Below are 15,231 nucleotides of genomic sequence, written 5' to 3'. Positions count from 1 at the left end.
GGCAGCAGCAGCGCCAAGCCGCTCCTACACTACGATCCTGCATGTCCGGCCATTGTCGTGATCATGCGAATACTGCTGTGGGGACGCTTCTGAGTCCCCTTCCCCACTGGGTAGACCAGTACGGCGGAAACTTCCGCGAGGATGATCGATCGTTTCCGGTCCAGGTCGTAGCCGCCTGCACTGACCGGTTCAGACCAGCGCTCGCGGCAATCCGTCACAAAATCGACCGACAAAGCATGTGCGCGTTCGTACTCCGCCTTCGCCTTTCGCAAGGCGTCCACATTCTGATCGAGGAGGGGCGACAGTCGATAGAACCGATCGTCGGACTCCTCGCCACTGCTCCATCGCACTTCGAAGGCATCTCGCCGACGAATGGCATCAGAGAGTTCCGCCTCACCAGCCCATGTTTCCCGCTCAATAACCGGTCGGGATTCGAGCATCCCGAGAACTGCATCAGAGACTGCCTTATCGATCCATTCCCCGGCAACACTTACGCCGCCGCAACCTCCATCAGCAGAAGACCTGCACGAATATCGATATTTCGATTTACTACGACTGTCTTTCTCCGTAGAAAATCCAATCATGACCCCATTGCACAGTCTTCCGTCGACAGTCTTGCCGCACCGCAGCAGCCCCGAACAAAGGTACTTGCGAGCACTGCCCGCTTTAGCATCTGGCGGCGCGTCCGTACGCGCGCGTCGGTTCCGTGGCGGGTACCGTGCAGCAACCGATTCCCAGTCACCAGTGGAAATAATTGCCTCCCACTCACCAATTACCGGATGACCGTTGTCGTCACGAAGCAAGTCGAGCTCCTCGCCGAGAATCCGCAGTCCTGCGTTGCGAGGGCTGGATATGATCTGCTTGACAGTCTGGCGCCGCCACGGACCACCCTTCTCAGTCTTCAGACCGGACGCCTGGAATAGCCGGACGATACTTGCCAGGGATTGCCCTTCAACGCACGCACCTACGGCCAGGCGGATCACATCTGCTTCCCGTGGGACTACTTCAATCTTCCCGGGCTGCGCTATTACCGGACGATAGCCAAATACCCGACCACCGGTGTGAGCGATACCCCGGCGCGCCTGCTCTTCATGCCAGCGCCGAACTCGCGCTTTGCATTTCCGGTTCTCACCCATCGAAATTGCCACACTGCGCAATCCGACATCCTCAGCATCCTCCTCGTACAGATCTCGCATACCAGAGTAGTCAGCGAAAACCCGATCGGGAAACGAACGGAACGCCGCAATGAATCGATCCCATTGTTCCGGAGTTTTGTAAATTCGATCCTCGTCAACCGCAATAACACCATGAACTCGGTAGCCTTCGCGAGTGCATCCTCGATGTAGGTCCGTCAGCATGGATTCAAAATCTGGCCGGTAATCACCCTTACTGGCGGAGCGATCATTGTCGGTATACCGCTTGACAACCATCAGATTCTCCCGGCGGGCAATTCGACGCCCCGCGGCATGCTGGTTGGTGATGCCGTCGAGGCGCTTCTCAGGATCCCCCCGCTTTCCTGAAAGGTCACTGATCCGAGCATAGACAAGGACACACAACACCTCGTCCTCGATCAGGTTTGCCGGACTCGGAATTCCCGACGGTACGCCCCGCTCCGCTACGTCGATTCGGGCGACTGCACCCGAGTCCAGTGCATCCGAATCATCAAGTGCCACATCAACCCCCCAGGTGTCGGACATAACAGCACCGATCATACTTTCAACTCACGGCGTGTACCAGCGGGTATCCTTAGTTGCCGGTGTCCGATTCACTGCCGTCTACCGAGCCGAAGCGCCGCAACAGGAGTCGCCACTGCCAACCGACCCGTCGTCCGATTGGCCGCAGCCGACAGTGGCTGCTGATGCACCGCCTCGGTCCCCGGCTCCCTGCGGCCGCCGATCGCGGATGACTGTCACGGTTCGCGATCAGCGAACACGCATACCGAGTCCGGTGAGCATCGCGGCCATCTCGTCGGCGACTGGCAGATCTACCGGGCAACGGGCAAGTGAGGCCCGCAGCACCGCCGCCGCGAGATCCGGACGCGCGCCTACCTGATGAAGCTGGGCACAGAACAGTGTTGTCTCGCCGGCCTCCCGGTGGCAACCAGTAGCGATCAGCGCCTCCTGTACCGCGCCGTATCAGCCCCGGCCACTACCGGCCGGGTTGCTGTCCCGAGTTCGACGAATCCCTCGGGACAGCAACCACACTCATCAGAACGAACAGTCGCCGGGCCGACCTGCCCAGCCGCCCTTCAGGAAAATAATGACGGCACAGAACACATCCGCCGACGAGGAGCCCACCGGTGCGGGAGCCGAGGTCGGAGCGGCAGGTGCGGCGACAGATTCCGCGGCGGCCACACCGGCTGGTGCGACGAGCCCGGCGATCACAGCGGCGACAACGACAAGCTTCTTCATCACATGTCCTGTTCTGTAGTTGTGGATGGCGGGACGAAGTTTGGCATATTTGACCGATCGGTCGCAATAGACCTAGCATCGTGGAATATGGCACGCACCAAGGAATTCGACCCCGACGTCGTCCTCGATCGCGCATTGGACCTGTTCTGGCAGCGCGGCTACGAGACGACATCGATCGCGGATCTGGTCGAGCACCTCGGCATCGCCAGGGCGAGCCTGTTCGCGACCTTCGGCTGCAAACACGAGCTCTTCATGAAGGCGCTGCAACGTCACCTCGAGCTCGTCGACGCGCGGATCACCGCGGAATTGGCCCGCCCCGGCCCGGCGCTACCCGCGGTCAAGGGCCTGATCGATCGGTTCGTGAACGAGTCGTGCGCGGAGAACAGATTCCTCGGCTGCCTGGTCACCACCGCCGCGGTCGAACTGGCTGCCCGCGACCCCGATGTCGCCCGGCTGGTCGAATCCAACTGGGCGCGTACCGAAACCGCACTGGCCTCCGCCCTGTCGCGCGCCCACGCCCAGAACGAACTGGCCCCCGACGCCGACCCGCGCGCGCTTGCCCGCTTCCTCCTGGTCTTCTTCCAGGGAATCTGGGTCCTCGAACGCACCCCCAACGCCGCCACCCGCCTGCGCGACGCGGGCCGGGTAGCCGCGTCGATCCTGGGCTGAGAAACCCGGCAGCCTCACCGCGTTCATACAAGAACGAACGATCTAGTATTCGCGTCAGCGCGCATCGTGTTCTTGACTGCTCGCTGCTGCCCGACCTGCTCGCACTTCCCCTGCGATCAGAGCAGTTTCGCACTGGCCACGCTCGTATTTCTCCGCCTCCGGTTCGGGGGTGAGCTGGTTGTAGAACACGTCGTCATCACCCCACCGACAACGGTTCGCGTTGCTGTTGCGGCGGACCCGGCGACACGTCGATACCCTGGTGAGGGTGAGCATCGATACCCGTTCGGAGATCCGCAGATCGGTGCGGACGCCGACCGCGTGGGTCCGGCCGGGGCACATCGGGTACATCGGGCCGGATCTGCTGCCCGACACGCATTCGCCGCCGGTCGCGATGCTCACCGTAGGGCTGGACGGGCCGCTGATCGTGCACACCTCCCGCGGTCCGATTCGCACCGGCAGCTCCTTCGCGCCTGCCCGCACCGCGCACCGCGTCGTTGCCACGCAGGGGTGGATTCTGGTGCTGTTCATCGACCCGTCGAGTGCGCCCGCGACCATGATCGCCGACGAGATGACTGCCGCCGCAGGCACTTTCGGCCTGAGCCACCGCCGCGAGCGCGAACTCGTCGAGCTGTGCGGCGAACCCGTCGCCGACCCGGATCTCCTCTACAGCCGCGCCATCGCGGGCCCGAACCTCGGCACCGACGCACGGATCTCCAGGCTCGCCGCCGCGATCCGCGACCAGCCCGCCAACACCCTGCGCGCCGACCAGATCGCCGCGAACCTAGGCCTGTCCACGGGCCACTTCTTGCACCTGTTCACCCAGCACTGCGGCACCACCTTCCGCGGCTACCAACGCTGGAATCGCATGGTCTGCGCGGTGAGCAGCGCCGTCAACGGCCACGACCTCACCCGCTCCGCCATCGACGCGGGCTTCGCCACCCCCTCCCACTTCAGCGAATCCTTCCGCGCCATGATCGGCTTACCCGCCACTAAAATGCTCGGAGCCGGCATCCACTTCGACCTCGGAACCCGCATCATCCAGCCCGGCTGAGCGTCATAGCCGCGACGGCTTCAGCGGCTCGATAGAAGCTAAATTTGCCGTACCAGCCGATTTAGCAGATCGCGCATCGGTCCGTTGTCACCACGCAGCGATGCCATCGACATCTGCACGTTCTCCTCCGGCTCGAGGCCGGACCAGTCGATCACCCAGTCGGCCTCACGAGCGAGCTGATGAAAGAACGCCCGCTGAGTACGACCGTTCCCCTCACGGAACGGATGGATCGCGTTGACCTCGCCGAAGTAATGGGTCAGCTTCGCGATGAAGTCGGTTCGGCTCAACCCGCGCAAGTGCCCGTCTGCCGCGAGAGCGGCGAAAACCTCCGATGCGTAACCCGCGATGTGGCGCGGCAGACAGAACGGATCCGATTTGGCGATACCGACCGTTCGAACCTCCCCTGCCCATAGGTACACATCAGCGAAGATCTCACGGTGGAACGCGCACAGGTGCTGTAGGTCGTAGCGACCAGGCAGCGATCTGATACCTAGGTCGGCCAGCGCAGCCTGACTCAGATCGGCCTCCGCTTGGCGCAAGGAAGCGGCGTCAACGATCCCGAGCCGATTACGCCACACACCTGATTCGGGGTCTAGGTACGGATCCACCGTCACGCTGCGCCGTGCATGCCCCGGATCAGCTCACGCATCCGCGTGGTGCTGATCTCGCCACGCGCCCACTGCCCCATGATTCCCTCGGCCGCCGGACTCGCCGACTCACCCTCGGCCCTGACCGAAGCCGCAGCCTGCGCCAACGACCGTGATCGCTCCGCGGTCAACTCCTCGAACACCTCGACCGGCACCATCACCGCCTCGGTCTTGCGATGCGACCCGACCCCGACCGGTCGCCGATCACCTTTACGGAACCGCGCCAAAAGACCAGACAACTGCTCCCTCGCCTCACGAACCGATAGCGTCTCCATACAAAAAGTGTACACAATTGCATACACAATTGGCCCTTTTATCCTCCGAAACTACGCTCCGCCTGCTGACCGGCCGCGGCACGCCTGAGTATCGCTGTACGCGATCTGCCCAATCCGGGCAGGCCATGGATGCGGGCCGCTCCGAGGACATCATCAGGTATTCCGAAGAGGCGTACATGTACCTGATCATTGGTGCGGCACGTGCACGCAGACCAGGCGGAGATGACCGTGGACGCGCGATGGCCATCGGCGGCTTGGTAGTCGATGAGGCAAATCCGCCTCGCCGTTGCGGCGGTATGGGCTGGCGAAACCGCTGCTCAGCGGGCGGTGCTGAGGCATGATGAAATGTGGAATCCTTGCCCGGTTCGTCTAGTTAGGAAGACCCGAGATGGTGCAGCTCACGCTTTCCGCGCAGCGCGCTGCGCTGGAGCGGGAGTGGGCAATGTGGGTGCCGGGCGGGGTGGAGGTTTCGGGGGCTGGGGTGCGGACCGAGGTGGCGCAGTCTTGGTCTCGGTCGTTGCGGACGGTGGATCCGGGGCGGGATCACGCGCCGGTCAGTGAGACCGATATCGGGCCTCGGTGGGCGGAGTCGCCGTTGCGGGGGCCGGTTACCGAGTTGAAAGAGCAGTTGCACAGTGTCGCCGATGACGCGGGGTACGTCGCGGCAGTCACCGATGCTTCGGGGACGATTCTGTGGACCTATGGCGGGCCCGTTATGCGCAGGCGGGCCGAGCAGGTGAATTTCGCGCCCGGTGGGCGGTGGGACGAGGCGCACATGGGGACCAACGCGTTGTCCTTGGCGTTGCGTACCGACCAACCGCACACGGTGTTCTCGGCCGAACATCTGGTGGCGGCACTGCATGGTTGGGTCTGTTATTGCGCGCCGATCCGCGCCCCCGACGGGACCTTGCTCGGCGTGCTCGACCTGTCGACCACCTGGAAGCGCTCGCATCCGCTGGCCATGGCCACCGTGCGCACCATGACCAGTGCCATCGAGTCGAAATTGCACGCCGCCGTGCCCGCGTCCGCCGGGATGCGGCTCACCTGCCTGGGTTCCGGCAGGTTGATGCGCGACGGTCAGCAGATCCGGTTGCGGCCACGCCACCTCGAGATCCTGACCCTGCTCGCCCTCGACACCGACGGCTACAGCCACGAACGCCTGCACTACGCCGTCTACGGTGCCCGCGCGGTCGGCGCGAGCACGCTGAAATCGGAGATGTCGTACCTGCGCCGCGCCACCGGCGGCGACATCACCAGTCGCGTCTACCGCTTCACCACTGCCCTGTCCTGCGACGCCGTCGACGTGCTGCGTGCCATCGAGCGAGGCGATCTCGACACCGCTGTTCGCCTGTATCACGGTCCGCTGCTTCCTGATTCGGATACACCCGGCATCAGCGAGTGGCGCGACTACCTCGAAGTCGCCATGCGCAACGCGGTCCTGAACAGCCCCGACGCGAATCACGCACTGTCATACGGCGATTCCGCCCCCGACGACATCGCCGTCCACGAACACGCACTCGCACTGCTCCCCACCCGCGATGCACGTCGCGCGGTCGCCGCCGCACGCTTGCACAGCGCCCTTCGCGCCTGATCGGTCCGGCTTCAACGTTTCATCAACCCTCAGCAGGGATAGTGATGGGCGTCACGATTCATCGGAATCAGCGAGGAGCCACCGCACATGATCTACGCCAAGCCGGGCACCGAGGGCAGCATCGTCAGCTACGCGCCGCGATACGACAATTTCATCGACGGCAAGTGGATTCCGCCGGTAGAAGGCCGCTATTTCGAGAACACGTCCCCGGTGGACGGGCAGCCGTTCTGCGAGATCGCCCGCTCGAGCGCCGCCGATGTGGAACTGGCACTCGACGCCGCCCACCGCGCGGCGCCGGCCTGGGGTGAGACCTCAGCCGCCGAGCGCGCCAACATCCTCAACAAGATCGCCGACCGGATCGAGGCCAACCTCGAGGCCCTCGCCGTCGCGGAGACCTGGGACAACGGCAAACCGGTCCGCGAAACCCTGGCCGCCGATCTCCCCCTCGCGGTCGACCACTTCCGCTACTTCGCCGGGGTGCTGCGCGCGCAGGAAGGCGGCATCAGCGAGGTCGACAAGGACACCATCGCCTACCACTTCCACGAGCCGCTCGGCGTTGTCGCGCAGATCATTCCGTGGAACTTCCCGATCCTGATGGCCACCTGGAAGCTGGCTCCCGCCCTCGCCGCGGGCAACGCGGTGGTGCTCAAGCCCGCCGAGCAGACCCCGGCCTCGATCATGAAGGTCGTCGAACTCGTCGCGGATCTGCTGCCGCCGGGAGTTCTCAACGTGGTCAACGGTTTCGGTGTCGAAGCCGGTAAGCCGCTGGCCTCGAGCCCGCGCGTCGCGAAGGTCGCGTTCACCGGTGAGACCACCACCGGCAGGCTGATCATGCAGTACGCCAGCGAGAACATCATCCCGGTCACCCTGGAGCTGGGTGGCAAGAGCCCCAACATCTTCCTGGCCGATGTGATGGCCGCCGACGACGACTACCTGGACAAGGCGATCGAGGGGTTCGTCATGTTCGCCCTCAATCAGGGCGAAGTGTGCACCTGTCCGTCGCGCGCGCTGATCGCCTCGTCGATCTACGACGAGTTCATGGAGCGCTGTGTCGAGCGCACCAAGGCCATCATCAGCGGCAATCCCCTCGATGAGGCGACCATGATCGGAGCCCAGGCCAGCAACGATCAGTTCGAGAAGATCCTGTCCTACATCGACATCGGCAAGAAGGAAGGCGCCGAGGTACTCACCGGTGGCGCGGTCCGCAGCGTCGACGGGCTGGCCGAGGGCTACTACATCGAGCCGACGATCTTCAAGGGCAGCAACGACATGCGCGTGTTCCAGGAGGAGATCTTCGGCCCCGTCGTCGCGGTCACCACCTTCGACTCCACCGAGGAGGCACTGTCGATCGCCAACGACACCCTCTACGGCCTCGGCGCGGGCGTGTGGACCCGCGATATGAACACCGCCTACCGCCTCGGCCGCGGCATCAAGGCCGGTCGGGTGTGGACCAACTGCTATCACGCCTACCCCGCGCACGCGGCATTCGGCGGGTACAAGAAGTCCGGCATCGGGCGCGAGAACCACAAGATGATGCTCGATCACTACCAGCAGACCAAGAACATCCTGGTCAGCTACTCGGCGACGAAGCTCGGCTTCTTCTGATGGTGCAGCGCGTCGACCTCACCGACCAGGCGGCGGCGCTGCTGCGGGACTTGACCGGGCAGCACGGCCCGGTCATGTTCCACCAGTCCGGTGGTTGCTGCGATGGCAGCTCGCCGATGTGTTATCCGCGTGGGGAATTCCGTGTCGGCGGTTCGGACGTGCTGCTCGGGTACCTGCCCGGCGACACCCCGTTCTGGATGAGTGCCGACCAGTTCGAATACTGGAAACACACCCACCTCACCGTCGACGTCGTGCCGGGCCGCGGCGGCGGATTCTCCCTCGAAGCTCCCGAAGGCGTGCGGTTCCTGATCCGCTCACGCCTGTTCACCGACGAGGAAGCGGCCGCGCTGGAGTCGGCGCCGCCACTGATCACCGGGTGATCCGAAACACCCGTATACAGCTCGTTTCCGCAGGTCAGCGGTGCTCGATACGCACCGCTGACCTGACGGATCCACGGCCGTAACAGTCGTCAACCATTCTTCAACCCTCGACGAGCACCGTGGCCGGTCGAACGCGCATCTGTTTGTTGATGAGGAGCACCAGTGAGCACAGAAACCAGCCCCGCCACCGGCGAGGGCGCACCAGTCGACGAGTATCTCGCCAAACGCACCCTGCGCAAAGGCTCGGCGGGCTGGGTGCTGCTCGCCGGCCTCGGCGTGAGTTACGTGATCTCCGGTGACTTCTCCGGCTGGAACTTCGGTCTCGCCGAGGGCGGATTCGGTGGCCTGCTCATCGCCACCGTCGTCATCGCCGCGATGTATCTGGCCATGGTGCTCGGCATGGCCGAAATGTCCTCGGCGCTGCCCGCGGCGGGCGGCGGCTACACCTTCGCCCGGCGCGCGCTCGGACCATGGGGCGGATTCGCCACCGGCACAGCCATTCTCATCGAATACGCCATCGCACCCGCCGCGATCGCCACCTTTATCGGCGCCTATGTGGAATCGCTGAACCTGTTCGGGATCACCGACGGCTGGTGGGTGTATCTGGCGGTGTACGCGCTGTTCATCGGCATTCATCTGGCCGGTGCGGGCGAGGCGCTCAAGGCGATGTTCGTGATCACCGCGATCGCGCTGGTCGGTCTGGCGATCTTCGCGGTGGCGGCACTCGGCAGGTTCGACGTGGCCAACCTGACCAACATCGCGGCCGATCCTGCGGCGACCGGATCGTCGTCGTTCCTGCCGTTCGGCTACCTGGGTATCTGGGCCGCCATCCCGTTCGCGATCTGGTTCTTCCTCGCGGTGGAAGGCGTGCCGCTGGCCGCCGAGGAAGCCAGCGAGCCGGAGAAGAACGTGCCGAAGGGCATCATCGTCGCGATGCTGCTGCTGTGCGTCACCGGCGCGGTGGTGCTGTTCCTGGTGACAGGCGCGCTCGGCGCCCAGGACGCGTCCGCCTCGGGCAACCCCCTTGTCGAGGCGCTGGGTGACAGCTCGATGGCCAAGGTGGTCAACTACATCGGCCTGGCCGGTCTGGTCGCCAGCTTCTTCTCCATCGTCTACGCCTACTCCCGGCAGACCTTCGCCCTCTCGCGCGCCGGCTACCTCCCGACCAGCCTGTCGGTCACCAACTCCCGCAAGGCGCCGGTGCTGGCGCTGATCGTGCCCGGCATCATCGGCTTCGCTCTCTCGCTCACCGGTGAGGGCGCGATGCTGCTGAACATGGCCGTGTTCGGCGCGGCGCTGAGCTACGTGCTGATGATGGTGAGCCACATCGTGCTCCGCGTGCGCGAGCCGGCGATGCCGCGTCCGTATCGCACGCCCGGCGGCATTGTCACCACGGCGTTCGCGCTGGTCATCGCGGCCATCGCGGTGGCAGCCACGTTCCTCGTCGACCCGAAGGCCGCGCTGTGGACACTCGGCGTGTTCGTCGCCTTCATGGCCTACTTCGGGCTCTACAGTCGCAAACACCTGGTCGCCAAGTCGCCGGATGAGGAGTTCGCGGCGATCGCCAAGGCGGAATCCGAGCTCGAGTAAGCCGTCAGGAACCCGGCAGCGTCGCGCATGCTGCCGGGCGCCGGTAGCCGAGGAAATCTCTCGAAAGGGACCCGATGACCGTGTACCGCAGCACAATCGGCGTCACGACCCACACCTTCGACGGCTTGATCGACCTGATGGCGAAAGCCACGCCCCTGCGCAGCGGCGACGAGCTCGCCGGTTGCGCGGCAGCCACCGATGCCGAACGCGCCGCGGCGCAGTGGGCGTTGGCCGAAGTGCCGCTGACCACGTTCCTGAACGACGTACTGGTGCCGTACGAGACCGACGAGGTCACTCGGCTGATCATCGACAGTCACGACCGGTCGGCGTTCGCGCCGATCTCCCATCTGACCGTCGGCGGATTGCGCGACTGGCTGCTCGCTGTCGCCGCTGCCGACGATTCCGCGGTCACCCTCTCCGCGGTGTCGCCGGGGCTGACACCGGAGATGGTGGCCGCGGTCAGCAAGATCATGCGCAATCAGGACCTGATCGCGGTGGCCAAGGCGGCTCAGGTGACCGCGGGATTCCGCACCACCATCGGCCTGCCCGGCCGATTGAGCACGCGGTTGCAGCCCAATCATCCGACCGATGATCCGCGCGGGATCGCCGCCGCTACCTTGGACGGGCTGCTGCTCGGCTGTGGTGACGCGGTGATCGGGATCAACCCGGCCACCGATTCACCGCAGGCCACCTCGGATCTGCTGCAGCTGCTCGACGAGGTGCGCTTGCGCTTCGATATCCCGACCCAGTCGTGCGTGCTCTCCCACGTCACCACGACCATCGGTTTGATCGAGGCGGGTGCGCCGGTGGATCTGGTGTTCCAGTCGGTCGCGGGCACCGAGGGCGCGAATACCGGCTTCGGCGTGAATATTTCGCTGTTGCGGGAGGGAAACGAAGCGGGACGATCCCTGCGTCGCGGCACCGTCGGCGACAACGTGATGTACCTCGAGACCGGGCAGGGGTCAGCGCTGAGCGCGAATGCCCATCTGGGCGTTGGTGATCGGCCGGTGGACCAACAGACCCTGGAAGCGCGCGCCTACGCCGTAGCGCGGGATCTGCAACCGCTGCTGGTGAATACGGTCGTCGGCTTCATCGGACCCGAATACCTCTACGACGGCAAGCAGATCATCCGCGCCGGACTCGAGGACCACTTCTGTGGAAAGCTCCTCGGGCTGCCGATGGGCGTTGATGTCTGCTACACCAACCACGCCGAGGCCGACCAGGACGACATGGACACCCTGCTCACCCTTTTGGGCGCGGCCGGTTGCGCCTTCGTCATCGCGGTCCCCGGCGCCGACGACGTGATGCTCGGCTACCAGAGCCTGTCGTTCCACGACGCCCTGTACGCCCGCCAGGTCCTGAACCTGCGCCCCGCACCGGAATTCGAGGACTGGCTGTCGGGTCTCGGCATGCTCGACGCGAACGGCCGTGTGCGACAAGTAGAACCATTGTCATCACCCCTGCGCGCGCTGACGGCCACCCGATGATCGCGTACAACCCGGCGCAGGCCGCGCCCCAGCGCTTTCCCAGCGCCCTGAACGTCGATGGACGATGCCCTCACGATTTCGACCACCTGAGCCGGGAGCCGAAGATGCCGAGCATGGACGACTCAGCGATGCCGCACGATCCAGCTCGTTGCCCGCACGCCGAGGACCCGGTCGCATCGATCACCGATCACCAGCCGGAATCTGATGTCGCCCAAGACTTCTGGGAAGTTCTCCGGGGTAGCACACAGGCCCGGATCGGGCTGGGCCGCACCGGCGACGCGTTACCGACGACAGACGTCCTCGCACTTCGCGCCGCCCACGCGGCCGCCCGCGATGCCGTTCACCTTCCGCTCGACGTCGCGACCTTCACCGAGCAGATCGCGGCAGTCGGACTCGGCACTCCGGTGTCCGTCGCCAGCAGGGCGGCCGACCGCGCCGAGTACCTCCGGCGGCCCGATCTCGGCAGATTGCCCGCCGACCTCACCCCCGTCACCGACACCGGCGCGGATATCGGTTTCGTCCTCGCCGACGGGCTCTCCCCCGTGGCCCTGTCCGACCACGCCGTCGGGTTACTCGCCGCCCTGGCGACCGAACTCGGCGACCGCTACACCCTGGCCCCGCCGGTCATCGCGACACAGGCCAGGGTCGCACTGGGCGACCACATCGCCGAAGCCATGGGCGTGCGCACGGTACTGGTGCTGATCGGCGAACGTCCCGGCCTCTCGGTCGCCGACAGCCTCGGCATCTACCTCACCCACCTGCCCCGCCCCGGCCGTGCCGACGCCGAACGCAACTGCATCTCCAACATCCACCCTCCCGACGGCCTCACCTACGCCGAGGCCGCCCGGGTTGTGGCAGGTCTGGTCGCGGGGGCTCGCGCACTCGGCCGCTCGGGAGTCGACCTCAAGGACACCTCGCGCACCGATTCGCTGGCCGCCGCCGCAACCCTGACCGTCAAACCAGCACCTGGTTCGTGAGCTGACCCAGACACCAGGGTGACGCGGAGCACGTTTGGCGTGAGCCGGAGCCGATCGCTCCCTAGAGTGATCCCCATGATCCGCACCGCCGCCCTCGCCCATGTCCGCGACCGCAGGCTGATTCAGACGCGTCCCGAAGGCAAGGATGTCTTCTACATGGCGGGCGGCAAGATCGACCCCGGCGAGACCCCTTTACAGGCGCTACATCGCGAGATCGAGGAAGAACTCGGCGTCGGCCTGGCCGGTGTCGCCGAATTCGGCGTCTTCGAAGCCGAAGCCTTCGGACACCGCCGCAACACCGGCCTGCACATGACCTGTTTCCGTGCCGAACTCACCGGAGAACCCCACGCCACCGGCGAGATCGCCGAATTCCGCTACTTCACCGTGAGTGAATACGCCGCGATGGAGCACGTCGCACCCGGTTCGATGATGGTGTTCCGGCGCCTGCACGAACTCGACCTCATCGACTGGTAATTCGCGGACGGCGTCGATTGGATATCGGCCGAAACAAACCAACGACCGGCCACGATCCCATAGCTGTGAACATCCCGATATCCAGCGCGCCGATGACAGTGTCCGAACGCCGCGCCGCTCTACGCCGACTCGTCGCACTGTTCGGCCTGATGAACACGATGATCGAGCTGAACGCCAGTGGGGCGCCGCGGTCGGTGGCCGAGCACGCCGCCGCCGCGCGCGACCTGGTCGGCGAACTCGTCGCCGACCTGGCCGCGGCGCGCTAAGTACTCTGCTTCGGTTCCGAATCCTCGACCGTGATCACACCGGGCTCGGTGCCGTCGTCGGCCTTCTGATCCGGTTCCGGATGCTCGGGTTCGAACGTCTCGGGCAGGCCCTTGAGGTGCTTGTTCATCGAGCGAACCAGCAGCACTGTGCCTGCCAGCAGGATCAGGATGACCAGCAGGCCGAGGGGCGAGGCCTTGCCGAATTCGGGGCCCGTCGGTTGCTGCGCGAGGTAGACCAACATCACCGGTCGTTGTCCTCGATGCCGGCGAACAGGTCGGTCTCCGGGATTGCGGTGGACACGCGTGTCTTGGCCAATTCGAACTCCTCGGTCGGCCAGAGCCGCTGCTGCATCTCCAACGGGATCGCGAAGAACGCGCCGTTGGGATCGATCTGGGTGGCGTGGGCGCGCAGGGCGTCGTCACGCTGGGGGAAGTATTTCGAGCATTCGATCTGGGTGGTGACCCGGCCCATGATGTCGCCGCGCGCCGCCTGGTACTGCTTCATCCGGTCCAGCCACTCCTGGAGCGGGAACGGTTCACCGATGCGTTCGTACTCCTCGGCGAAGGCTTCCAGGCGCTTCATGCTGAAACCGTGGTCGTAGTACAGCTTGAGCGGCGTCCACGGCTCGCCCGCCGCGGGGAACTTCGTCGGGTCGCCCGCCGTCTCGTAGGCGGCCATCGACACCTCGTGGCAGCGGATGTGGTCCGGGTGCGGGTAGCCACCGTTCTCGTCGTAGGTGGTGATCACCTGCGGCTTGAACTCGCGGATCACGCGCACCAGCGCCTCGGTGGACTCCTCGAGGGGCACCAGCGCGAAGCAGCCCTCCGGCAGCGGCGGCAGCGGGTCGCCCTCGGGCAGGCCCGAGTCGACGAAGCCCAGCCAGTGCTGGCGCACGCCGAGCGCGTGGGCGGCCGCGGCCATCTCCTCGCGCCGAACTTCGTTGATCCGGTCGAGCACACCGGGGGTGTCCATGGCCGGGTTCAGGATGCTGCCGCGCTCGCCGCCGGTCAACGTCACGACGAGCACCTCGACGCCCTCCGCGGCGTACCTGGCGGTCGTCGCGGCGCCCTTGCTCGATTCGTCGTCGGGGTGGGCGTGCACTGCCATGAGGCGAAGGCCACTCACTTCTCGTTCACCGTCGCTCTCGCTCGCGGGTGTCAGATGTCGTTACCTATAGTTCCATCCGACCCCCCGTTTGTTCCGACCACCCCCGGGAGCGCGAAACCGATGACCGAGCCCGCACCCGACTCCGCCGCGACCTCGGCCGCCGCAGCAGCGCGACACGCCGACCGATATGGCACAAAACCACCTGCGCGTCGCCTGTGGCTGATGGTTTTGCTCGGTGTCGGCGTCGTTGTCGCCGGCTTCGCGGTGGCCTATCTCGGCTTCCAGAAATATGGTCCGAAGGCGGTCGAGACCGAGCAACTCGGCTACGTGGTCGTCGACGATGCCACCCTGCAGGTGCGGATCAAGGTCACCCGCGACAACCCACAGCAGGCCGTGGTCTGCTTCGTGCGGGCGATGGATCGCGACAGCGCCGAGGTGGGACGGCGCGAAGTGCTCGTCCCCGGCTCGGACTCGACCAGCGTGCAGGTGACCACTATCGTCAAGTCATCGGCACGGGCTTCGGCGGGCGACATTTATGGTTGCAGCGACCAGATTCCTGGGTATCTGCGCACCAGCGCCGAGTGAACCAGCACCAGCGCCCAGTGAACCAGCACCAGCGCCGAGTGAACTGGCGCACCGAATAGCCTGCCTGACTAGCCTGACCTGCATTTTTATGAGACATGCTAAAATGGGTTGATAC

At 65.3% G+C, this 15,231-nt stretch carries 17 protein-coding genes; 11 read left to right on the top strand and 6 right to left on the bottom strand.

Going from position 1 to position 15,231, the window contains the following annotated elements:
• Window positions 1-29: 29 nt before the first annotated feature.
• Both ACFXKN_RS24980 and ACFXKN_RS24975 read right to left on the bottom strand, forming a co-directional pair.
• Window positions 30-1,697, bottom strand: a complete 1,668-nt coding sequence (locus ACFXKN_RS24980) for a recombinase family protein (RefSeq protein ID WP_378940634.1) — start codon at window positions 1,695-1,697, stop codon at window positions 30-32.
• Between the two features lie 510 nt (window positions 1,698-2,207).
• Window positions 2,208-2,411 carry a hypothetical protein gene (locus ACFXKN_RS24975; protein ID WP_378940635.1) on the bottom strand — a complete coding sequence of 68 codons (204 nt, stop codon included), beginning with the start codon at window positions 2,409-2,411 and terminating at the stop codon, window positions 2,208-2,210.
• 87 nt (window positions 2,412-2,498) lie between these two features.
• Here ACFXKN_RS24975 and ACFXKN_RS24970 point away from each other — a divergent pair, with 87 nt between their 5' ends.
• Window positions 2,499-3,080 carry a TetR/AcrR family transcriptional regulator gene (locus ACFXKN_RS24970; RefSeq protein WP_379433946.1) on the top strand — a complete coding sequence of 194 codons (582 nt, stop codon included), beginning with the start codon at window positions 2,499-2,501 and terminating at the stop codon, window positions 3,078-3,080.
• 265 nt (window positions 3,081-3,345) lie between these two features.
• Window positions 3,346-4,131 (top strand): helix-turn-helix domain-containing protein, encoded by a 786-nt coding sequence (locus ACFXKN_RS24965; RefSeq protein WP_379433945.1) that lies wholly within the window; start codon window positions 3,346-3,348, stop codon window positions 4,129-4,131.
• 38 nt (window positions 4,132-4,169) lie between these two features.
• Here ACFXKN_RS24965 and ACFXKN_RS24960 read toward each other — a convergent pair whose 3' ends face one another.
• Together ACFXKN_RS24960 and ACFXKN_RS24955 are read right to left on the bottom strand one after the other, a co-directional pair.
• Window positions 4,170-4,745: a Fic/DOC family protein gene (locus tag ACFXKN_RS24960; RefSeq protein ID WP_379433944.1), complete on the bottom strand. Its 576-nt coding sequence runs from the start codon at window positions 4,743-4,745 to the stop codon at window positions 4,170-4,172.
• Window positions 4,742-5,053, bottom strand: a complete 312-nt coding sequence (locus ACFXKN_RS24955) for a hypothetical protein (RefSeq protein ID WP_379433943.1) — start codon at window positions 5,051-5,053, stop codon at window positions 4,742-4,744. Before ACFXKN_RS24955 ends, ACFXKN_RS24960 begins: the two co-directional genes overlap by 4 nt.
• A gap of 388 nt (window positions 5,054-5,441) precedes the next feature.
• Between ACFXKN_RS24955 and ACFXKN_RS24950 the strand changes: the two genes are divergently transcribed.
• The 8 genes from ACFXKN_RS24950 to ACFXKN_RS24915 all read left to right on the top strand — a co-directional run bounded on the left by ACFXKN_RS24950 (window position 5,442) and on the right by ACFXKN_RS24915 (window position 13,423).
• Entirely contained in the window at window positions 5,442-6,644 is a 1,203-nt protein-coding gene (locus tag ACFXKN_RS24950) for a transcriptional regulator (protein WP_379433942.1), read from the top strand.
• An 87-nt stretch (window positions 6,645-6,731) separates the two neighbouring features.
• Window positions 6,732-8,249 carry an aldehyde dehydrogenase gene (gene adh / locus ACFXKN_RS24945; protein WP_378940641.1) on the top strand — a complete coding sequence of 506 codons (1,518 nt, stop codon included), beginning with the start codon at window positions 6,732-6,734 and terminating at the stop codon, window positions 8,247-8,249.
• Window positions 8,249-8,629, top strand: coding sequence for a DUF779 domain-containing protein (locus tag ACFXKN_RS24940; protein ID WP_379433941.1), 381 nt, complete (start codon window positions 8,249-8,251; stop codon window positions 8,627-8,629). Before adh ends, ACFXKN_RS24940 begins: the two co-directional genes overlap by 1 nt.
• 162 nt (window positions 8,630-8,791) lie before the next feature.
• Window positions 8,792-10,219 carry an ethanolamine permease gene (gene eat / locus ACFXKN_RS24935; protein ID WP_379433940.1) on the top strand — a complete coding sequence of 476 codons (1,428 nt, stop codon included), beginning with the start codon at window positions 8,792-8,794 and terminating at the stop codon, window positions 10,217-10,219.
• Window positions 10,220-10,293: 74 nt separating this feature from the next.
• A complete protein-coding gene (locus ACFXKN_RS24930) occupies window positions 10,294-11,706 on the top strand; it encodes an ethanolamine ammonia-lyase subunit EutB (protein WP_379433939.1) in 1,413 nt (470 codons plus the stop codon).
• Window positions 11,707-11,819: 113 nt separating this feature from the next.
• Window positions 11,820-12,683 carry an ethanolamine ammonia-lyase subunit EutC gene (gene eutC / locus ACFXKN_RS24925; RefSeq protein WP_379433938.1) on the top strand — a complete coding sequence of 288 codons (864 nt, stop codon included), beginning with the start codon at window positions 11,820-11,822 and terminating at the stop codon, window positions 12,681-12,683.
• 75 nt (window positions 12,684-12,758) lie between these two features.
• Window positions 12,759-13,157, top strand: a complete 399-nt coding sequence (locus ACFXKN_RS24920; RefSeq protein WP_378636247.1) for an NUDIX domain-containing protein — start codon at window positions 12,759-12,761, stop codon at window positions 13,155-13,157.
• Between the two features lie 92 nt (window positions 13,158-13,249).
• Window positions 13,250-13,423 carry a hypothetical protein gene (locus tag ACFXKN_RS24915; protein ID WP_378940646.1) on the top strand — a complete coding sequence of 58 codons (174 nt, stop codon included), beginning with the start codon at window positions 13,250-13,252 and terminating at the stop codon, window positions 13,421-13,423.
• Here ACFXKN_RS24915 and ACFXKN_RS24910 read toward each other — a convergent pair.
• Together ACFXKN_RS24910 and mca are read right to left on the bottom strand one after the other, a co-directional pair.
• Window positions 13,420-13,665, bottom strand: coding sequence for a hypothetical protein (locus tag ACFXKN_RS24910; protein ID WP_378943069.1), 246 nt, complete (start codon window positions 13,663-13,665; stop codon window positions 13,420-13,422). The genes ACFXKN_RS24915 and ACFXKN_RS24910 overlap by 4 nt on opposite strands.
• A complete protein-coding gene (gene mca / locus ACFXKN_RS24905; protein ID WP_378940647.1) occupies window positions 13,665-14,531 on the bottom strand; it encodes a mycothiol conjugate amidase Mca in 867 nt (288 codons plus the stop codon). The genes ACFXKN_RS24910 and mca overlap by 1 nt, the downstream gene beginning before the upstream one ends.
• 120 nt (window positions 14,532-14,651) lie before the next feature.
• Between mca and ACFXKN_RS24900 the strand changes: the two genes are divergently transcribed.
• Window positions 14,652-15,116 (top strand): DUF4307 domain-containing protein, encoded by a 465-nt coding sequence (locus tag ACFXKN_RS24900; RefSeq protein ID WP_378940648.1) that lies wholly within the window; start codon window positions 14,652-14,654, stop codon window positions 15,114-15,116.
• Window positions 15,117-15,231 lie beyond the last annotated feature (115 nt).

It is taken from the genome of Nocardia sp. NPDC059195, from assembly GCF_042754695.1.
Classification (GTDB): Bacteria; Actinomycetota; Actinomycetes; order Mycobacteriales; family Mycobacteriaceae; genus Nocardia.
This window is presented reverse-complemented; position numbering and strand designations above follow the sequence as displayed.